This is a genomic window from Nitrospira sp. (genome assembly GCA_016873435.1).
GTDB lineage: Bacteria > Nitrospirota > Nitrospiria > Nitrospirales > Nitrospiraceae > VGXF01.
This window is the reverse complement of the sequence record VGXF01000011.1, coordinates 1-19,710: the sequence shown is the minus strand read 5'-3', so window position 1 is coordinate 19,710 and position 19,710 is coordinate 1. Positions and strand designations below refer to the sequence as shown.

The window sequence follows — 19,710 nt, the reverse complement described above, 5'->3', positions numbered from 1 at the left end:
GATGGCCCAGGCCGCGCCGAATCCGTCAAGGCACTCGGCATGGTAGAGCACGACGTCGGGCGCGAGGGGGGTGTGTGGAGCAAGCGTCATGAGAGAGGCAGCATAACACGTTGTTGTCGAGACGGTAAACGAGGAACGAGGACCTATGAATGGTGAATAACAGGAGACGGCGCAAGCCGTTCCCTCCTGCGGTCAGCGGTCATCATTCATGCGTCAGACTGATCGGGGAACCCATTGATCCGGTCGATAAGCTGCCGGAGCCGAGCGGGGCGACGGCGGTGATAGCGACAGGCGAGGCGCGGCAGCTCGGCCAGTTCTGGCTCGTCGGCCTCGTCGGGGAAGGCCGCCCGTTGTTCAAATGCACCCGCATCCAGCAGATCGGCGAATTCCGTGTTGAGCGTGCTCACTTGTCCGTCCGTTAAGCGCCGCTTAAGCCTCAGGACGAGCCGGCGGTCCACGAACCGGAGCGAATGGTAGATGCGATAAAACGTGACAATCTCGTTGACTGCAGCTTCGGTCGAGGTGAAGATTTTGTAGAGCGCCGTATCCTCGTCGTTGATCAGCTTGCGCGCACGCAACTGGCCGGTCACGAACCGGTTCCACTCGTGCCAGTAGTCGCTACCGGGCACGTGGAGACAGACGATGGGCTGCGGCGGCGCCTTGCCGGTCTGCACCAGCGTGAGCACCTCAAAGCCCTCGTCGTGCGTGCCGAAGCCACCGGGAAACAGCGCCACGGCCTGCGCCTCCTTCAGAAACATCAGTTTGCGCGTAAAGAAATATTTAAATGTCACGAGCTTGGGATCGTCGGTAATCGTTGCGTTGGTGCCCTGTTCGAAAGGCAGCATGATGTTGACGCCGAAGCTCTGCTCGCGGCCAGCCCCTTCCTGCGCTGCGCCCATGATGCCATCAGCTGCACCAGTGATGACCATGTAGCCAGCCTCGACGATTCGTTTGCCGAACTCGGTGGCCAGCTGATAGTCCGGCTCGCACGGGCGCGTACGCGCGGAGCCGAAGATGCTGACCTTGGGGCGGTCGCGGTATCGGCCGAAGACTTTGAAGGCGTAGCGCAACTCGCGCAGCGTGCGGTTGAGAATTTTCAGGTCGAGCGTGTCGAAGCTCGGATCGTTTAGGCGGAGCACGGTTGCGAGCATTTCCCGGACCAGTGTTTTGGACAGATCGTCCGCGGGCGCCGCCAACAGCGCCTGGACCTGCTCAATAATTTGTTCGTTGGTCAGCGCGGGGTGCCCACGCGAGGATTTTTGTGCGGGAGAGGGACCCGTCATGAGCGGAGCTTACTCCATTGCATGGAGGTGGTCAAAACAGGGCTTGTTTGCTTGTCAAAGTGACGCAGGGTGCCGTATTCTTCCACCGGTGTTGCGCAAGCACGACACATGAACACAATCGCACAGCAGTTTCATGAGCGGGCTGGACGTATTCCGCATCACGGACTCGGTCTGTCTGTAGACGTCTACCAGCCCGACCTCTTCGAACTGGTTGAGGCCCTGGACCGGCGCGGACTGCCTGGTGGCTATTTCGAAATCTTCAAAGCGGCGCCAGGCGCGCTCGAATCGGTCCGTCGTCGCCTGCCTGACGTGCTGTTCGCGTACCATGCCGAAGGACTTTGGGTGACACAGCCGTATCCCGAACGGGTGGCGCCCTTCGCCGCCGATCTCAACGACGCGGCCGACCAGCTCGCCATCCTTGGCAGCCACTGGCTCAATCACGAGTGCGCGGCCAAGCAGATGGCGGGCTACACCTTCGGGACCTATCTGCCCGCGCTCTTCACGCGCGCGAGCGCGGGGGTGACGGCGGAGAACATTGCTCGGGCGCAGCAGCGGCTGGACCGCGATGGACGCGATGGAATGGGGCCGCTGTTTTTGTTGGAGACGCCGCCGCTGACCTATATTGGATTTGGCGATCTTTCCATGCCGGAGTATTTTCGCCTGGTGACAGCGCAGACGCCCTGTGGCGTCGTGCTGGATGTCGGCCATGTCTGGACGGTCTATCGCTACACGGGGGCCTGGCGACACCGTTCGGTCGAGCAATTCCTGGCCGAGTTTCTGGATGCGTTACCGCTCGAGCGGGTGATCGAGATCCACATAGCTGGACTGGCGCTCCACCCAAGCGTGCCCGCCCGGCACGCTGCTGGTGAGCTGCCCCTATGGCTCGATGCCCACGGCGAGCCCATTCCGGAAGTACTCACGGATATGCTGGCGCAGGTGCTCGATCACAAGGGGCTAACGCATCTAAAGGGGGTGGCGCTGGAAGTGGATACGAAGCCCATTCCAACGATTGTTGAAGAATTTGCACGGACGCGCGAGCAATTCGGGAAAAGGGTTGTCCCGTACGAACAGCCAGCGGGTGCAGTTCCTTCTCAGCACACCATGGCTTTGGTCACGGACGCGGAGATTCTGACGGAGCAGTACGAGCGGTACGCGCAGATCGTAACGGGACAGACGACCGCTGGCCTGCCGGTGCTCGGCGGGGAGGCGGCGAATCTCCCGTTGTATGTGAACCATTATCTTCCGCACGAAATTCTGGAGTGGGGCGGGGCTGTCCAGGATATGTTTCCGGAAGCCTGCCGCCTGCTGGATGGGGCGGGCGTGGATGTCCGTGCTTTTGTCTGGTTCTGGTTCCGCGACCCGTGCGCCGACGAGCGAGGGCGCAGGCGCAAGGCGGAGGAGTCCTACGATTTCTTCCTGCTCAAAATCACCCGTTTCGTCGCATTTGTCTGCGACGTGCTGCCTGCGGCCATAGACACGGTGCAGCGGGAGGCCGCCAAATTGCGCGACGCGTATCACGCAGCCTGCCAACCGACTGGCACGTCAACCGTCAACGGGCAAACGAGCGAATATGTCTCTTGCAAATGACGAGTCACGGCTGACGAATCACGGCTTTTGGGAAGCCCTGCCGCGTCCGATCATCGGCCTCGCCCCCATGGACGGCGTGACCGATGCACCGTTCCGCCTGACCGTGGCAAACCAGGGGCGTCCCGACGTCCTGTTCACCGAGTTCACGAGCGTGATGGACGTCTGCCGCGGTCCGTCCCATCTGCTGGCATCGCTCATCTACAGCGAGTGCGAGCGGCCGATCGTCGCACAGTTGTACGGGAAGCAGCCGGAGCTGTTTTATCAGGCCGCGCAGATGGTCTGCGAGCTGGGGTTTGACGGACTGGACATCAATATGGGCTGTCCCTCCCGGAACGTGGCCTCGTCCGGCTCGGGTGCGGGCTTGATCCGCACGCCGGATCTGGCGCACGACATTATCCGTTCCGCGCGGCAGGGCATCGCCGACTGGGCGGCGGGACAATCACTGGCGGATGCCGGATTGAAAGATGCGCGGGCGGAGATCGTCCGTGCCATGAACGCCCGCCGCGGCGGGCCGCCCATCGTGCGTCGCGCGATCCCACTCTCGGTCAAGACGCGCATCGGCTATGATGCGGTCATTGTCGAGCGTTGGATCGAGCATCTGCTGGCCGAACGGCCGGTGGCGATTTCGGTGCACGGGCGGACGCTCGCGCAGATGTACCGCGGCGAGGCCGACTGGTCGGCGATCGAACGGGCGGTGCAGCTCGCCCGCGGCACGGGCACGCTCTTGCTGGGCAACGGCGATGTCCGGTCGTTGGAGGACGTCATGCAGCGCGTGCGGCGGTACGGTGTCAACGGTGTGCTGGTCGGCCGCGGAGCTCTAGGCGAGCCCTGGCTGTTTCGCCAAAAAGACGCGGCCCGCGCGGCTGTCGGTGATCCTGCCAGTGTCATTCTGCCTGAAGCGCCTTCGCCGGAAGAACGGTTTCGGGTCATGCTCGATCATGCCCGGCAGGTCGAGACGCTGCTCCACGCCAGCCAATTTCCGCGCATGCGTAAGCATCTGGGCTGGTACTGCAAGGGATTCCCCGGTGCCGCCGCGCTACGCGCCGCGATGATGCGGGCCTCGAGCAGCGCGGACGTCGTGCGGTTCCTGGCTGAGCATCAGGCCGCGCGCGTTTCCACGCTGGTATTTGAGCCGGTTGTTCCGTCCCTCTGATGCGGCTCATCCTCGCGTCGACTTCACCGCGCCGCAAGGATCTTCTGGCGCTGTTGAACGTTCCCTTCGTGGTGATCGCCCCCAACTTCCAGGAGCAGATCACGGCGGATGTGCCGCCGGAGGCTCAGGCCGGGACCTTCGCGCTGGGGAAGGCGCAGTCCTGCGCACGATCGCACACCGAGAGCCTGGTGCTGGGGAGCGACACGCTGCTCGCCGTGGGCAGTCTGATTCTCGGCAAGCCGGCTGACCAGGGGCAGGCCGGCACTATGCTGCGGCAGCTGCGCGGGCGGGAGCACCGCATTTTCACGGCTGTGGCGCTCTGCCACGCTGCGCTGTGCGTTGAGCACGTGGTCGTGGATACTGTGCGGGTCTGGATGAAATCGTTCAGCGACGCCGACCTCGTGGCCTACTTGGAAGGCGGGGAATGGCAGGGTAAGGCTGGGGCCTATTCGATCCAGGGAAAGGGCGGTAATTTGATCGAACGGATCGATGGCGATTTCACCGCCGCTGTTGGACTACCGCTGAAGACCGTCGCCTCGCTGCTGACCGCCCACGGGGTGCCCCTCGGGGCCTCCGTGGACGAGCTTTACTGCACCAAGCCCTATCCGAATTGGAGCGCATTTTCACGCGAAGGCTAGGGGCAAACCGCGCGAGGAGAGAGGGGCGGTCGCAAGGTATCCTTTTCATCCGTTGCCCATAGCCTTTTCCCCCATGCCTTCTGCAATCGTTGCTTTCCCCTCAAAGGTTTTCCTACAATATGTTTACAGCGGTACGGACTTGTTTAGAAGGAGTGTCAAATGCGGGCAGGGATGATCGGATTCCTCGCGGTGTGCGGCGGAGTGCTGGCGGCGGCTCCGGGCTGGGCCATCGACGTGAAGCTGACGATGGAGGAGGCCAAGAAGTCGCTCGAGGCTGGCCGCGCGCCGATGGAAAAGGCGGCGGATTCTGCCAAGCCGGATGAAGAGATCAAGAAGCTGATGCAGCAGGCCTCGATGGTCACGCGCATCGGCGCCGACCCCGAGAAGGATGCTTGCGGTACCAGCGCTGTGCTGCGGACCAAGCGGTTCTGGCTGGAGTCCTGGGGCCGCAAGGAAGCCACCGAGTCCAGGAAGCAGAATCAGCAGATCCGCATGCCGGCCGACAAGATCCAGAAGTACCTCGACATGCCGAATCTGGAGATCGAAGTGCAGCTCTGCGGCGAGGACGAGTATTTCGCGGAGGGTGTGCAGGTGGCTTTCCAGCAGGGCTCAAAAACCGTCAAGCCGGTGGACGTGAGTCCCGCTGACCGCGGGCGTAAGATCGACATCGCGGACAGGGGGGTGGCCTTCCGCACCCGCTTCACCGCCCGGTTCGCCTACGACACCTTTGATCCAAACGGGAAGACGAAGGTCGTCGTCTTTTTCATGGACGGTAAGCAGATCGAATTCGACGCGGATTTCTCGAACGTCAAATAGGTGAGAGGTCCAGGGCGAGCGGCCAGCGGCGCACTAGGTTTGAAACGAAAATCTACTCCCCCGACTCCAGCCCCCTGCCTTCTGCCAATCGCAGCGTGTAGAGGTACTGGTAGAGTCCCTTCTGGTCCATCAACTGGTCGTGCGTGCCTTCCTCGACGATCCGGCCCTTGTTCAGCACCAAAATGTGATCGGCCCGCTGCACGGTCGTGAGCCGGTGGGCAATCACGAAACTCGTCCGCCCCTTCATGAGTCGGTCCAGCGCCTCCTGCACCAGCCGCTCCGATTCAGCGTCCAGCGCCGAGGTCGCCTCGTCTAAAATCAGGATGCGCGGATTCTTGAGCACCGCGCGCGCGATGGCCAGCCGTTGGCGCTGACCGCCTGAGAGATTCACGCCCTTCTCCCCGACGATCGTCCGGTAGCCGTCCGGCATGGCGCTGATGAACTCATGCGCGTTAGCGGCCTTGCTGGCGGCAATGACCTCGTCGTCGGCCGCGCCGTCGCGGCCGTAGCGGATGTTGTCCGCGATGGTGCCACCAAAGAGAATTGTCTCCTGCGGTACCAGCGCGATCTGTCGGTAGAGGCTGTCGAGTGTAACCCGGCGTAGATCGTGCCCGTCGATCGCAATCGCACCTTCGGCGGGATCGTAGAAGCGGTGCAGCAGGTTAATCAGCGTTGTCTTGCCCGATCCAGTCGGTCCGACGAGCGCAACCATGTGGCCCGGCTGCATCGTGAACGACACGTCTGAGAGCACCGGCTGGCGTGGGTCGTAGGCGAAGCCGGCATGTGATACGGTGACCGCGCCCTTGATCAGCGGGAGTTCAACGGCGTCCGGGGCATCACGAACCTCCGGCTGCGTGTCGAGAATCTCGAAGACGCGCTGCATTGCGCCCTGCGCTTCCTTGATCTGCGAGAAGACGCGCGCCGCGGATCCGAAGGGCCCGATCAGAATGCCGGCAAAGAGTACGAAGGCGAACAGATCACCGGGCGAAATCGTCCCCTCGATGACCTGGCGGCCGCCGTACCACAAAACCGCCGCCGCTGAGGCAAAGGTCAGCACTGTGATCACCGGCACGAAGACGGCCATGATCGCAGCGCGGCGCAGCGCGGTCGCCATGTTCGACTGGATCTGCGAAGAGAACCGTGCCGCCTCGCGGGTCGTCTGCACAAAGGATTTCACGACGCGGATGCCGGAGAAGACTTCTTCCGCAATCGTCGTTGTGTTGGCGGTCTTGTCCTGGATCGTCGTTGAGAGCGCCTTGAGCTTTCGGCCGAAGAACTTGGCCACGACGACCAGCAACGGCAGCAGGATCAGAATCAGCAGGCAGAGGCGCCAGTTCATGATGAGGAGAAAGCCCACGCCGCCGACAAAGGTGACGAGGTGTTTAGCTGAATCGATGGGCGTCTCCGTTACCGTGGTCTGGATCACGCCGACATCGTTCATGAGGCGCGAAAGAATCTCGCCGGTGCGGCGCTTTGCGAAAAATCCCAGCGACAGGGTCTGGAGGTGCACGAAGAGGTGCGTGCGGAAGTCCGCCATGATCCGTTGCGACACCCAGGCGACGAGATAGCCGTGCCCCATCGCCAGCAGGCCCTGGCCGACCATTAGAGCAAGGACGGTCCAGACGAGCGTCGTCATGGCCTGGATGTCACGGTGAATCGTGATGACGTCCCACAAATTGCCGGCCAGCCGCAGTAGGACGAGGTTCAGCGCGGCCGCGGTGGCGACGAGCAGCATGGCCGCGGCCATGCGCGGGAAATAGGGCTTTAGAAACGGCAGAAAGCGTGAGTAGTAGGACATAAGTGAAGTTGTCTGTTAACAGTGCACAGTAATCAGGATGGGCGGAGACACGGGGTATTCAGTGATGGGTGAAGGGCTGGACAGGAAACTAGTGACGGACAACCGCAAACTGACGCCGCTGCGCTCGATCTGCATGATGGACGCGATCAGGTTCTTGTTCAGCGAGACGCAATCTGTCTGTGTCGGGTCGGTGATCGACACGACGGGCAGGCTGATGGCCCGCCTCGATGCCTTGTTGAGCACAGCCGACAGGCGGTTGCGCATCGGCAGACTGACGGCTGCCCCCTATAGACATGCCGTTGACGGCCGCGATCTGTTCGCGGCCTTTCTTTATCTCGAACATGGGCGCCTTCCGGTGGCCTGAGCTTAGCCCTGCGTTCTGCGACGCAGAAATTTTTGCTTTCGGCGAAGCTTCCGGAACTTGTGCTTGCGCATTTTCTTGCGGCGCTTTTTCAACACGCTGGACATAATTTTGTCTCCTGTGCGGGGCGGAGTGTAGTGGGTTTTTTCTGCAAAAGCAAGCCGCAGATGTCAACGATGAACTATGAATGATGAACAATGAACCGAGGCGGGCCAAAGCCAGGACTTCCTGCTGCCGCGCCCCGCGTTCATTGTTAGCCTTGACGCCCCACGGCGCCGCTTCCTATACTGCCTCATGCGGTGCCCCATCGTGCGCGGACTCATCCTCCTGCTCGCCCTGCTGGCCGCGGTGCTGCCGGGCTGTTCCTCCAAAGATAACCGGTATCCTGAAGACCACGCTCGGTTCGTGAAAATTGATAAGACCGTGGAAGCCCTGCGCACGGCGTATGTCCGCAAGGATCTGTCGGACATCCAGGGGCTCATGCTGCCAAAGGAGGCGCTGGAGAAGGTTGTGCTCGACATGCAGCAGGATTTTTCGACCTTTCAGGAGATTTCCCTCGACTGGACCCTCGACCGCGTCCTGATCGAAGCCGAAACGATCGACGTGGTCGTTAACTGGGCCGGCCAGTGGCGCAAGACGCCGGCCGACCAGGGTTTCCACGAGCGCGGCCAGGGCGTGCTCAAGCTGGCCGGTGAAAAGACCATCCTGTTGAACGGTCTGGATGGCGACCTGCCCTTCGGCATGGCCACGCGCCGCGCCGGCTCCGAGCCACCGCGTCCCGGCCAGCCCTGATGCCTTCCTCGCAGCGGTTCCGCCCGTTCCCTCAGATCCCGCAGGCGGATTTTCTCGTCATCGGCAGCGGCGTCGCGGGCCTTCGCGCGGCCATCGAATTGAGCCACCACGGCCGCGTACTGGTCATCACCAAGGGCCATCCCCTTGAAAGCAGCTCAATCTACGCACAGGGCGGTGTTGCCGTCGCGTTGAGCGAGGAAGACGATGTCTCCATCCATTTGAACGACACGCTCAAGGCCGGCCATGGCTTCTGCCGGCGGGACGCCGTGCGCGTACTGGTGGAGGAGGGGCCGGGGCGCATTCGCGAACTGATCGGCTGGGGAGCGCGCTTCGACAAGATCGGCAGTCGGTTTGCCTTCGCGCACGAGGCGGCGCACAGCCGTAGCCGCATCCTGCGGGCGCGTGGCGATGCGACGGGCAATGAAATGGTCCGCGCGCTCACAGCCCAGGCCCGCAAGCAGAAACAGATTCAACGGCTTGGCCACCACTTTACGGTGGATCTGGTCGTCACCGGCGGACGATGCCGAGGCGGGCTCGTGCTGGACGAGGCGACCGGTGAGCGCTTTGTGGTGCCGGCGCGCGCCGTGATCCTCTCGACCGGCGGCGCTGGCCAGATCTATGCGCGGACGACCAATCCGCCCAATGCGACCGGGGATGGTATGGCCATGGCCTATCGGGCTGGAGCGGCGCTCGAGGACATGGAGTTCGTGCAGTTTCACCCGACCGCGCTCTACTTGCCGAACAGTCCCCCCTTTCTCTTGTCCGAAGCGATCCGTGGCGAGGGCGGGCGGCTGCGCAATGTGAAGGGTGAGCTGTTCATGAACCGCTACCATCCGGACGCCGAGTTGGCCCCGCGCGACATCGTCTCACGCGCGATCTGGTCCGAGATGGCGGCTACGCGCTCGCGGCATGTCTATCTGGACGCAACGCACCTGAGTGCCTCGTTCATCAAGCAGCGGTTTCCGACAATCTATTCGACCTGCCTCCGTTACGACATCGACATGACGGAGGAATGGATTCCCGTCTCGCCCAGCGCCCACTACATGATGGGCGGCGTGCGCACCGACCCGCACGGCGCGACCAGCCTGCCGGGCCTGTTCGCCGCGGGCGAGGTGGCCTGCAGCGGCGTGCACGGGGCGAACCGCCTGGCCAGTAATTCGCTGCTCGAAGGCTTAGTCTTTGGAAGACGCGCGGCTCTGGCGGCCGTAGCCTATGCCAGGAAGCAGCGGGGCGCGGCCGGTCTGCTGCCATCAGTGAAGGAGCTGGACGGCGGCCATCCGGCCACATTGGAAGATGCTGAAAAGCTGCGCAGCTCGCTCCGCCGACTGATGTGGGGGAAGGTTGGTTTGGCGCGCACTGGCGACTCGCTTGCCGCCGCGCTCGGGCAGCTCTCGCGCTGGGAGCGGCTCGTGAACCGTCCCTTCACCTCGCGCCTCGCGCTCGAAGTCAAAAACATGGTGCAGGTGGCGCACTGCGTGGCCGAAGCCGCGCTCTGGCGGACCCACAGCGTCGGTGCGCACTACCGCGCGGATTATCCGACCGCCAAGCGTCCCGGCGGGACCCAGCACAGCCTGGTGCAGTTGGGAAGCAAGAAGGTAAAAGTAAAAAGAAATAAGCAGTGAGAAGGGTGGTCGTGTTAGCGGCTCTGCTCGGTTGACGCACCGAGCAGGGTGGGCAGCGGGGTGATCAGGGCGCCCAGTGCACGAACGGAACACAACCGCTCTCAAGGAGCGCCCGCGGGTCTAAATCAAAACACTTGAGATACGGATGAAAAATAATTGGAGCGGGGGGAATTGTCCGGTCGGCGCTCAGGCCAGAAAGCGACTGAGATTGGTGCGGAATGCCTCGTGCAGGGATTTGGTGACAGGACCGGGCTGGCCGCCGCCGATCGCGTGCCCATTCACCTCGCGGACGGGCATGAGCTCGAAGGTCGTGTTGGTCAGAAACACTTCGTCAGCCTGCCGCAGGGCCTCCGGCAGATAGTGCTGCTCCTCCGTCAGCAATGCCTGCTCGCGGGCTAGTGTCAGGATCACGTCACGCGTGATGCCGTCCAAGATGCCGCAGGCCACGGACGGCGTACAGAGGCGCTTGCCCTGCACAAAAAAAATATTGCTCGTCGTGCATTCCGTGAGATGCCCTTCAGCGTTGAGCATTACGCCGTCGAAGGCGTCGGCCTTCGTTGCCTCCTGCTTGGCCAGAATGTTGTTCAAAAAGTTGAGCGACTTGATCTGCGGCGAGAGAGCTGTGGCCAGGTTACGACGCACGGTCGTTGTGATCAGGCTAACCCCCTTCGTAAATAGATGTGTCGGATAGGCCTGGAACGGCTTGGCAATGACGACCACGGTCGGCTTTGGGCAGAGGCTCGGGTCGAGGCCGATCTCGCCCGTGCCGCGTGAGACGGTGATACGCAGATAAGCATCACGCAGATTGTTCCGCGCGATGGCATCGTTGACGACATGGGGCCAGTCTTTTTCCGGAAGGGGTAGTTCCAGCCCGATCAGTTTCGCCGAACGCTGCAGACGAGCGAGGTGCTGCGCTAGCATGAAGACACGACCGTCGTAGGCCCGCAATGTTTCGTAGATGCCGTCGCCGTAGAGGAACCCGTGGTCAAAGACGGAGATTAATGCGTCGTCGCGCGCGACGAATTTATCGTTGAGGAATACCCACATAGGATCTTGTATTCAGTCTTCAGTTGCCAGTTATCAGTGTCAAGGACAGAAACGTTTCTGTCAATCCCTCCACCTGAAAACTGTAAACGGAGAACGGACGACGAGTCTAAGTTTCGCTTAGCGCTTTTAAAAAGGCCTCGGCCTTGAAGAGGGTCTCTTCATATTCCTTGAGGGGCTCGGAATCAGCAACGATTCCAGCACCGACCTGAAGATAGCCGCGTCCGCCGACCAGGAGCATCGTGCGGATGATGATGTTCAGATCGAGGTCGCCGCTCCAACTGAGATAGCCCATCGCGCCGGTGTACGGCCCGCGCCGGACCGGTTCGAGCCCTTCCAGAATTTCCATGCAGCGGATCTTCGGGACGCCGGTGATCGTGCCTCCGGGAAAGACGGCTTTGAGGAGGTCGAACCCATCCAATCCATCGCGCAGCTCGCCGGTGACGTTGGAGACGATGTGCGAAACGTGGGAATAGCGCTCCACGACCATGAGTTCGTCCGTGCGGACCGAGCCGTATTTGCAGACGCGGCCCAGATCATTGCGCTCCAAATCGACCAGCATCAGATGCTCGGCCCGCTCTTTCGGGTTCGTGATCAGCTCTTCTGCCAGGCGGCGGTCGTCGGCAGGGGTCTCGCCGCGCGGGCGCGTGCCGGCGATGGGCCGCGTGTCCACGCGGCGGGCGTCCAATCGTACTAACCGCTCAGGCGAGGAACTGACTAGCGTCATGTTGTCGAAGGCCAGCAGGCCGGCGAAGGGCGAGGGGTTGACTGCGCGCACGCGGCTGTAGAGCGCCTCGCCCGCGCGCTGCCGGAAATGTTCGAGCGGCCAGCCGGGCGCGCGGTCAATCGTTAATCGCTGCGAGAGATTGGCCTGATAGATGTCGCCGGATCGGATGAACTCCTGCACTTGCGCGGCGCGCTGCACGTAATCAGCCCGGGACTGCTCGGGCGTCACCGTCAGGCGGCCGATGTGCAGGGCGCCTTCATCGCCCTTACGCTTTGCCTGCAGGCGCGCCTGCAACTCGGCCAAGCGGTCGCAGCCTTCGCGATAGAGCTTCTCGCGCAACTGGCCCTGCGCCCGGTCCAGCGGCGGCGCATAGATCAGATGGAGCGTGCGCGTGTGGTGGTCCAGTGCTGCAAAGCAATCCACGAAAGCGAACAGGAGATCCGGAAGGCGCAGGTCATCCGTGGCGAGAGTGGGCAGGTTTTCGAAGCGCCGGATGAGGTCATAGCCAAAATAGCCTACCGCCCCGCCGATGAAGGGCGGGGCCTTCTCAGGGCGCGACATGCGGGAGGCGCGCAGCAACTCGGCCAGCGCGGCGAAGGGTTCGCCCTTGTGGACGACGGAACCGTCGCGTGTCCGCAGCTCGTAACACGCATCCTTGCCGGAGAGTTCGAGGTAGGGGTCACTGCCGAAGAAAGACCAGCGGGCCGTTGCCCCCCCGCCTTTGCCGCTTTCGAACAAAAACGACGGCCGGCCGGGGACGGTCGCGCGCCGGTAGAGTTCAAAAACGTCGGCCTCCGGCTGGGGCAGAGACAGGATCAGCGGCTGCGCCGCCATCAAAAACCGCGCGCGCGACGGACGGATCATGGAAATGTTGTAACACAGCATCGGAGGGGGTGCCAGCGGGCGTCCACTCCCAACCGAAAGCCGGAAGGTGCTTCAAAAGTGGTCGCTCCGGTGCCATACTCGTTTCCGTCAAAGGGTTCCCTAGGTGTTCTCGTCATCCAGACACGAGCATTGCACAGTTGATGCTTCAACTTTGTGCAGTGTCAACCTTGAGGGCGAGCGAAGGGTTGACTTTTTCCCTTGGGTTTTGCTCAAATGCGCCGGGTTCGCTGTCACCATGCCTCCCTCAAATGATCCGTTTTATGCGGGCTTAGGGCAGGCGGTCCGGATTGGGACCGAGATGCTTGCGGCTCTAATCGTAGGAGGCGGGCTCGGCTGGGTTGCCGACACCTATCTGTTCGATGCCGGCCCTTGGGGCCTGGTGATGGGACTGGTGATCGGCGTGGCGGCGGGCATCCGCAACGCGATGCGCGCGGCACAAAGGTGGATAAGTCCGGCTGACAAGCTGACAAGCGGCAAGTCAGAATCCGATTTCTAAAGCTTGCAACGTGGCTGCCGGAAACATGTGAGTAAAGGATCTGCTGTGGAAGAAAGTCCGCTTCATCCCTTCGAGTTGCACAATTACATTCCGATCACCCTGTTTGGCATGGACATTTCCATCAACAAGGCCGTGATCATGATGTGGGTGGTGGTCGGCCTGTCGGCGTTTCTCCTGGTGACGGCCGGGCGGTCACGCAAGATGGTCCCGACCAAGCTGCAGAGCCTGGGGGAATTGCTGGTGGGCTTCATCCGCGACATCATCATGGACACGATGGGCAAGGACGGGATGCGGTTCTTTCCGTTCATTGCCACGCTCTTCGTCTTCATTCTCTTTTGTAATCTGCTCGGGTTGATTCCCGGCACCTACACGGTCACGAGCCAGATCGTCGTGACGGCGGTCTTCGCGCTGGCGGTTTACGCGATGAGTATCGTGATGGGATTCATCCTGCACGGCGCGAAGTTTCTGGGCATCCTGGTGCCCCCAGGGACGCCGGGCTGGCTGCTCCCGCTGATGATTCCGATCGAGCTGGTTAGCCAGCTTGCGCGGCCGATCTCGCTGGCCGTGCGGCTTTTTGCAAACATGACAGCGGGCCACACGATTCTGGGTGTGCTGTTCGGGCTGGCGATCGGTGGGGGGCTGCTGATCGGCTGGCTGCCCTTCGCATTCACGATTGCGATGAACGGCCTGGAAGTCGGTATCGCGTTCATTCAAGCGTACATTTTCACCACGTTGGCCTGCGTGTATTTGGGGGATGCGTTCCACCTGCACGGCCACGACGCGCACGCGCATTAACGAAAATAATGAATGAAGAATTGTGAAGTGACGAAGTAGCGCATTGGACCGAACAAAAACTCAGCAGCACACGTTCAAAATTTAGAAATTGGAGGAAACGATGGATGCAGGAGCAGCAGCGTTGGTGGGCATGGGATTAGCGGCGGCGGGCTTTGCCGGGGCCGGCGTCGGGATCGGGTACATTTTTGGCAAGATGATTGAGGCGGTGGCCCGCCAGCCGGAAGCGGAAGGCCGCGTCGGCAAGTACATGTGGATCGGCTTCGCCTTGGTGGAAGCCATCGCACTGTACGGGCTGGTCATTGCCTTCATTATTATGGGACTCCGCAAGTAGTTCTTGCGCCGAGAGGTGAGGGGTCATGCCGCAATTTGAGTCGCATTTCTTTTCGTCGCTGATCTTCTGGGAGTTTGTCTCTTTTGGGATTCTGTTCTTCGTACTGTGGAAGTACGCCTTCCCGCCAATTCTGCAGACCCTCGAAGAGCGCGAGCGCAAGATCAGGGAAAGCCTCGAGCAGGCGGACAAGCACCGGGCCGAGGCTGAGCAGAAGATGCGGGAGTACGAGGCCAAGCTCAAGGCCGCCTCAAAGGAGGCGGAGACGGTGCTGGCGGCCGCAAAGGAACGGGCCCAGCGCATCATGGAGGAGAACGAGCAGCGCCTCAAGACGGAGACGCAGCGGGCCAAGGAAGACGCCACCCGCGAGATCGAGCAAGAACGCCGGCGGGCCGTACAGGACATCCGCAATCAGACAACCGAGATGGCCCTGCTGGTGGCCGAGAAGGTCGTGGGCCGGAGCCTCACTGACGCCGATCACAAGCGGATGGCCGACGAGGCGCTGTCGTCCGTTGCGGAGGGCCAGGGAGTTAAGAGGTAACGGGCTAACGGTAGTCGTCGTCGAACCCCGTTGCTGTTTCTCCTCTCGCCTCCCACCACTAATCTCGTTACCCTCCCCCTATCCCTCTACTCCTTGATTTGGTTCCCGCCGCCCTTGCGATAGCCAGCCGGGTCGAGGGTGACGGTCGCAAAGCCGAGCTCATGCAGTCGTACGCTGACCGTCCGCTGCATGGCTGGCTCGAAGAGACGAGACAACTCAACGGCCTCCACTTCCACCCGCGCAGCACCGTTTGTGTCGCGCACGCGTACCTGCCGGAAGCCCTGCGCCAGGAGAAAGGCCTCGGCCCGCTCCACGCGCGAGAGTTTGTCGATCGTGATCGTCGTGCCCCGCTGGATGCGGGAAGACAGACAGGCAGCCGCCGGCTTGTCCCAGTTGGAGAGGCCCAGCACCTTCGCCAGCGCTCGCGTATCCTGCTTGGTCAGCCCTGCGTCCAGCAACGGACTCCGCACACGCCATTGTTGCGCGGCCGCGAAGCCGGGCCGGTCGTCCCCTAGGTCGTCGCGGTTTGTGCCGTCCGCGATCGCAGCTAGCCTGAGTTCCTGCTGAATCGGCGCCAGCGCCTGATAGAGGTCCGTCTTGCAGTGAAAACAGCGGGACGCGTCGTTCTGCACGAAAGCTGGCATTCGCAACTGATCGGTTGCGACGATCCGGTGCTGCGCGCCGATTTCGGCGGCGAGTCGTCTGGTGTCCTCAAGCTCGAAAGCCGGCAGGGTCGGCGAGACGGCCGTGACGGCCCATACCTTGTCGCCCAGCACATCGTGCGCGACTTTGAGCACAAGTGTGCTGTCGATGCCGCCAGAGAATGCCACGAGGACCGAGCCCATGTCCTCGATCGCGCCGCGCAGCTGCCGGTAGTTGTCGGTCAATGCAATTGCGCGAGGCACATCAATTTTTGCATTTTCAAGGATGAATCGTAAATGGCTGGCCGATTAGTTGCACTTCGAACATCCAACGCCCAGGATTATTTTGAAAGTTTTGCCTCGCTCAGTTTCCCAACGGCGACGAGGACGTAGCGGTCCGGGTGCAGGTACTGCTTGGCCATACGTACGATGTCCTCGGCCGTCACCTTGCCGATCCACTTGGGGTATTGCGAAAAATATTCCAGGCCCAATCCATAAAACTCGACCTGGCAGAGGATCTCGGCCAGCTTGTTCGTCGTGTCGAACCGCATGGGAAAGCTTCCGATGAGATAAGCCTTAGCCTCGGCCAGTTCCTTTGCCGTGACCGGCAAGGTCTGCATCCCGTTCAATTCCTTCAACACGCTTTCGAACGCCTGGGCGGCGGTGGCATTGCGTGTTTGCAGGCTGACCAGAAACGCGCCGGGCATGGCGTGGGCGTCGAAATGGCTCATCACGCCGTACGCTAGCCCCTGCTTGTCGCGGATGGAATCCATCAGCCGCGACGAAAATCCCCCCGCGCCCAGGATGTAATTCATGATGCTGACAGCATAGAAATCGGGATTGGTCCGGCTGATGCCGAGGTGCCCGAGGACCAGTGTCGTCTGGGTCAGGTCCTTGTCGATCAGTTCGGTGACCGGCCTGTCGATGGGGGCTGGCGCTGGCAGGGTCCGTTCCGGTACCGGGCCCTTTTGCCACGCCCCAAAATGCTTGTCGACCAGCGCGCGGGCCTGCTCCGTGGACACGTCACCCACGACGGCTACGATTGTCCGGTTCGGCAAATACTCCTTTGCATGAAAGGCCTGCACGTCGGCACGCGTGATGGCCGGCAGCGCCTCTTCCGTGCCGTTGACGGGCCAGCTGTAAGGATGGCTGTTGAAGACGAGCCGGTTGAAAGCCTTGCCGGCCACCGAGCCCGGGTCATCTTTTTGCGCAGTGATTTCTCCGAGGATCAGTTTTTTCACCCGCGCCAGTTCGGTCTCGGCAAATGTCGGACGGATCAGGATGTCGGCCAGCAGTTCAAAGCCGAGGTCGGCGTCCTTGGCGAGGACGCGCGACGTGGCCGTCGTGAAATCGTGGGATGCCTTGGCATCCAAGGTGCCGCCGACGAATTCAATCTGCTCAGCCAGTTGGGTTGCGCTGCGGGTGGTCGTGCCCTCGTCCAGCAGGCTGGCGACGAGATTGGCCAGCCCGGCCTTGTCCGGCTGGTCTTGTCCCGAGCCGGTTTTGACGAGCGCCTGGAGGTGCACCATCGGCAGCGCGTGCTGCTCGACGACGAGGACAGTCAGGCCGTTCGGCATCACGAAACGGTGCGGTTTGATATCTGCGGCGTGGCCTGGCGCAGCCGGAATCATGAACAGCAGAAGAAGGGCAAGCACGTGGCGCATCAGTTTGCCTCCGCCATGCGGCTCATCGGCGTGGGGATCAAAATGCCGACGGTCCGCGTATCTTCGACGAGATACTTCTTGGCGACGCGCTGGACGTCTTCCGTCTTCACGTCACGCAGTTTTTTTACAAAGAGCTCGATCTGCTTCCAGCCGGCGCCGGTGGTTTCCGCCTGGCCCATCAGCATCGCCTGCCGAAAGTTGGAGTCCTGCCCAAAAATGTGGGTGGCTTCCACCTGATTTTGGGCACGCTGCAATTCCTGCTCGGTGGGCGGCGCCTGCTGCAGCTTCTCGATCTCGGCGTAGACGGCGCGCTCGACCTGCTCAGGTGTCTGCCCCGGCGCCGCCGTGCCGAAGACATAGAGGAGGCCGGGATCGGTCTGGAGCAGGCTGTAGTCGGCGCCAATGGCCAGCGCCAGTTTCTGCTCATACACCAGATTGCGATACAGCCGTGAACTCTTGCCGTGCGAGAGGATGGATTCCAGAATCGTCAGGGCGTAGGCGTCGTCGTTTGAGTAATTAGGCACCTTGTAGCCGATCATGACGAAAGGCAGTTGCGCGTCGCGTTTGACAACAAAGCGGCGCTCACCCTTCTGCTCTAGCTCGGTCACGGCGGCCTGCGGTGGCAGCGGCCGTTTTGGGATCGCTTCGAAATGGTGCTTAATCAACGGCAGCAGCTTCGCGGATATGAAATCGCCGACGACGATCAGCGTGGCGTTGTTCGGAACATAGTAAGTGTCGTAGTGCTTTTTGAGATCCGCCCGCGTCATCGCGTTGAGATCGGGAAACCAGCCGATGATGGGCCAGTGATAGGGATGCATCTGAAACGCCTGTGCAAACAGCGACTCGGCCAGGTAGGACTGCGGATCGTCCTCAGACCGCAGGCGTCGCTCCTCTTTTACCACTTCGCGCTCAAGTTGAAATTCTTTCTCATCGAGGAGCAGGCCGCGCAGCCGGTCCGCTTCCAATTCCAGCGCGAGTTCGACGCGGTCGGCAGCGAGATTTTCAAAATAGGCGGTGAAGTCCTGGCCGGTGAAGGCGTTGTCGTGGCCGCCGTTTTTCTTGACGAGCCGTGAGAACTCTCCTTTTGGATACTTGGGCGTACCCTTAAACATCATATGCTCGAGCATATGCGAAAGCCCGGCGCGGCCCATAACTTCGTTGCGCGAGCCAACCTTGTACCAGATCTGGACGGTGACGACCGGGGCTTTGGGGGATTCGACCAGCAGCACCTTCATGCCGTTGGCGAGGAGATGCTCCTGGACCTCCAGCGCGAAGGCGGACGGGCTGCTGCTCAGGAGCCCAATGACAGTGAGAAGGGAAATGATCGCGAAAGACATCCGATTAGTACGCATGCGTCACCCTAACAATCAGTTATACAAGTGTCAAGCTGCTCCGGCGGGCCGGCTGGATCAATTCTCCCAACTGACCGCAGGCCCCGAGTACGTCGCGGCCCTTGCTCTTTCGTATGAGGGCATCGAAACCGGCCTGCCGCAGCACGGATTGAAAGCGCAGCACGGTACGGTCGGCCGGCCGTTTGAACGGACTGCCAGGGAAGGGGTTGAAGGGAATCAGATTGACCTTGCAGCGGATGCCGCGCAGCAGTTTCACCAGCCGTTTGGCGTCTTCTTCTGCGTCGTTTTCGCCGGCCAGCAGCACATATTCGAACGTGAGCTTCCGGTGCGGCGGGAGGGGATAGCTCCGGCAGGCGGCCAATAGACGTTTGAGCGGGTGCAGCTTGTTCACGGCCGGCATGAGGCGGTCGCGCTGTGCCTCAGTGGTGGCGTTGAGCGAGACGGCAAGGTTCACCCCGAGTTCGGCAACGTCCTGCAGCCGCGTGGCGAGGCCAGCGGTGGACAGGGTGATGCGTCGCGCTGAAAGACCGAGGCCCCAGCGCATGTTGGTCAGGCGTGTGATCGCATCCGCAACAGCCTCGATGTTGGCGAGGGGTTCCCCCATGCCCATGAGGACAATGTTCGTGAGTCGTTCGCCGGATTCCAGCCGGTCCTGCACCGCGAGCGCCTGCTCGACGATTTCGTGCGCCGCGAGATTCCGTTTCAAACCCATCATTCCGGTAAGGCAGAAACCGCAATCCAGCGTGCAGCCGACCTGGGTGGAGAGACAGAGGGTCAGCCGGTCGGCGTCGGGAATCAGCACGCTTTCGATCGTGAGTCCGTCGGCGAGGCGCAGGAGAAATTTTCTAGTGCCGTCGCTCGAGCGGAGCACCTCGACGTCGGACAGCCGGCCGATCGACGCGGTGGATTCGAGCTGTGCGCGCTCAGCTTTGGAGAGGTCCGTCATGCGCGCAATCTGGGTAGCCCGCTCCTGGTAGAGCCAGCGCAGGATTTGCTGTGCGCGGAATTTCGGCCAGCCCCATTCCTGCACTAGTTGTTCGAGCGCCGACTGATCGAGCACGAGCAGATCGACGTGCGTGTCGGTGGATGCCACACGGGGGCGGGTCGGGCGGGTCATGGGCGAAGCCTAACACAGGGTTGGGGGGACTGCCACCCCGCTGCCGGGGGGCCGTCTCCCTGTTGGGGCA

General features: G+C 61.8%; 20 protein-coding genes. 11 read left to right on the top strand and 9 right to left on the bottom strand.

The features are described from left to right. Positions 1-206: 206 nt before the first annotated feature. Positions 207-1,283: an LOG family protein gene (locus tag FJ248_07195; protein MBM4120667.1), complete on the bottom strand. Its 1,077-nt coding sequence runs from the start codon at positions 1,281-1,283 to the stop codon at positions 207-209. 108 nt (positions 1,284-1,391) lie between these two features. On the opposite strand from FJ248_07195, the gene FJ248_07190 reads away from it, so the two are divergent. From FJ248_07190 to FJ248_07175, 4 genes are all read left to right on the top strand, one after another. Continuing rightward, the gene (locus FJ248_07190) at positions 1,392-2,870 is read left to right on the top strand and encodes a DUF692 domain-containing protein (protein ID MBM4120666.1); all 1,479 of its coding nucleotides are present in this window, start codon (positions 1,392-1,394) and stop codon (positions 2,868-2,870) included. After that, complete coding sequence (locus tag FJ248_07185) at positions 2,854-4,023, top strand: tRNA-dihydrouridine synthase (protein MBM4120665.1); 1,170 nt, start codon at positions 2,854-2,856, stop codon at positions 4,021-4,023. The genes FJ248_07190 and FJ248_07185 overlap by 17 nt, the downstream gene beginning before the upstream one ends. Beyond that, positions 4,023-4,661, top strand: coding sequence for a septum formation protein Maf (maf, locus tag FJ248_07180; protein ID MBM4120664.1), 639 nt, complete (start codon positions 4,023-4,025; stop codon positions 4,659-4,661). The genes FJ248_07185 and maf overlap by 1 nt, the downstream gene beginning before the upstream one ends. A gap of 159 nt (positions 4,662-4,820) precedes the next feature. Then, entirely contained in the window at positions 4,821-5,477 is a 657-nt protein-coding gene (locus FJ248_07175) for a hypothetical protein (GenBank protein MBM4120663.1), read from the top strand. 52 nt (positions 5,478-5,529) lie between these two features. Here the strand turns inward: FJ248_07175 and FJ248_07170 are convergent, their stop codons facing one another. Then, positions 5,530-7,275 (bottom strand): ABC transporter ATP-binding protein, encoded by a 1,746-nt coding sequence (locus tag FJ248_07170; protein MBM4120662.1) that lies wholly within the window; start codon positions 7,273-7,275, stop codon positions 5,530-5,532. A gap of 64 nt (positions 7,276-7,339) precedes the next feature. Between FJ248_07170 and FJ248_07165 the strand changes: the two genes are divergently transcribed. Then, the gene (locus tag FJ248_07165; GenBank protein ID MBM4120661.1) at positions 7,340-7,639 is read left to right on the top strand and encodes a hypothetical protein; all 300 of its coding nucleotides are present in this window, start codon (positions 7,340-7,342) and stop codon (positions 7,637-7,639) included. Positions 7,640-7,641: 2 nt separating this feature from the next. Here the strand turns inward: FJ248_07165 and FJ248_07160 are convergent, their stop codons facing one another. Then, positions 7,642-7,743, bottom strand: coding sequence for an AURKAIP1/COX24 domain-containing protein (locus FJ248_07160; GenBank protein ID MBM4120660.1), 102 nt, complete (start codon positions 7,741-7,743; stop codon positions 7,642-7,644). Positions 7,744-7,945: 202 nt separating this feature from the next. On the opposite strand from FJ248_07160, the gene FJ248_07155 reads away from it, so the two are divergent. Both FJ248_07155 and nadB read left to right on the top strand, forming a co-directional pair. Continuing rightward, on the top strand, positions 7,946-8,428 hold the full coding sequence (locus FJ248_07155) for a hypothetical protein (protein MBM4120659.1): 483 nt from the start codon (positions 7,946-7,948) through the stop codon (positions 8,426-8,428). Beyond that, on the top strand, positions 8,428-10,050 hold the full coding sequence (gene nadB / locus FJ248_07150; protein ID MBM4120658.1) for an L-aspartate oxidase: 1,623 nt from the start codon (positions 8,428-8,430) through the stop codon (positions 10,048-10,050). Before FJ248_07155 ends, nadB begins: the two co-directional genes overlap by 1 nt. Before the next feature lie 186 nt (positions 10,051-10,236). Here the strand turns inward: nadB and FJ248_07145 are convergent, their stop codons facing one another. Together FJ248_07145 and FJ248_07140 are read right to left on the bottom strand one after the other, a co-directional pair. Next, positions 10,237-11,097, bottom strand: a complete 861-nt coding sequence (locus FJ248_07145; GenBank protein ID MBM4120657.1) for a branched-chain amino acid aminotransferase — start codon at positions 11,095-11,097, stop codon at positions 10,237-10,239. 106 nt (positions 11,098-11,203) lie between these two features. After that, positions 11,204-12,706, bottom strand: a complete 1,503-nt coding sequence (locus FJ248_07140) for an anthranilate synthase component I family protein (protein MBM4120656.1) — start codon at positions 12,704-12,706, stop codon at positions 11,204-11,206. Between the two features lie 235 nt (positions 12,707-12,941). Here FJ248_07140 and FJ248_07135 point away from each other — a divergent pair, with 235 nt between their 5' ends. The 4 genes from FJ248_07135 (at position 12,942) to atpF (ending at position 14,866) form a co-directional block, all read left to right on the top strand. Continuing rightward, the gene (locus tag FJ248_07135; GenBank protein MBM4120655.1) at positions 12,942-13,202 is read left to right on the top strand and encodes a hypothetical protein; all 261 of its coding nucleotides are present in this window, start codon (positions 12,942-12,944) and stop codon (positions 13,200-13,202) included. A gap of 45 nt (positions 13,203-13,247) precedes the next feature. After that, positions 13,248-13,997 carry a F0F1 ATP synthase subunit A gene (locus tag FJ248_07130; GenBank protein MBM4120654.1) on the top strand — a complete coding sequence of 250 codons (750 nt, stop codon included), beginning with the start codon at positions 13,248-13,250 and terminating at the stop codon, positions 13,995-13,997. A 100-nt stretch (positions 13,998-14,097) separates the two neighbouring features. Next, positions 14,098-14,328: an ATP synthase F0 subunit C gene (atpE, locus tag FJ248_07125; GenBank protein ID MBM4120653.1), complete on the top strand. Its 231-nt coding sequence runs from the start codon at positions 14,098-14,100 to the stop codon at positions 14,326-14,328. A gap of 25 nt (positions 14,329-14,353) precedes the next feature. Continuing rightward, positions 14,354-14,866: a F0F1 ATP synthase subunit B gene (gene atpF / locus FJ248_07120; GenBank protein ID MBM4120652.1), complete on the top strand. Its 513-nt coding sequence runs from the start codon at positions 14,354-14,356 to the stop codon at positions 14,864-14,866. A gap of 86 nt (positions 14,867-14,952) precedes the next feature. On the opposite strand, the gene larE is transcribed toward atpF, so the two are convergent. The 4 genes from larE to rlmN form a co-directional block, all read right to left on the bottom strand. Next, positions 14,953-15,711 carry an ATP-dependent sacrificial sulfur transferase LarE gene (gene larE / locus FJ248_07115; protein ID MBM4120651.1) on the bottom strand — a complete coding sequence of 253 codons (759 nt, stop codon included), beginning with the start codon at positions 15,709-15,711 and terminating at the stop codon, positions 14,953-14,955. A 137-nt stretch (positions 15,712-15,848) separates the two neighbouring features. Next, positions 15,849-17,171: an insulinase family protein gene (locus FJ248_07110; protein MBM4120650.1), complete on the bottom strand. Its 1,323-nt coding sequence runs from the start codon at positions 17,169-17,171 to the stop codon at positions 15,849-15,851. Beyond that, positions 17,171-18,508, bottom strand: coding sequence for an insulinase family protein (locus FJ248_07105; protein ID MBM4120649.1), 1,338 nt, complete (start codon positions 18,506-18,508; stop codon positions 17,171-17,173). Before FJ248_07105 ends, FJ248_07110 begins: the two co-directional genes overlap by 1 nt. A gap of 34 nt (positions 18,509-18,542) precedes the next feature. After that, positions 18,543-19,640, bottom strand: a complete 1,098-nt coding sequence (gene rlmN, locus FJ248_07100; GenBank protein ID MBM4120648.1) for a 23S rRNA (adenine(2503)-C(2))-methyltransferase RlmN — start codon at positions 19,638-19,640, stop codon at positions 18,543-18,545. Between the last annotated feature and the right edge of the window lie 70 nt (positions 19,641-19,710).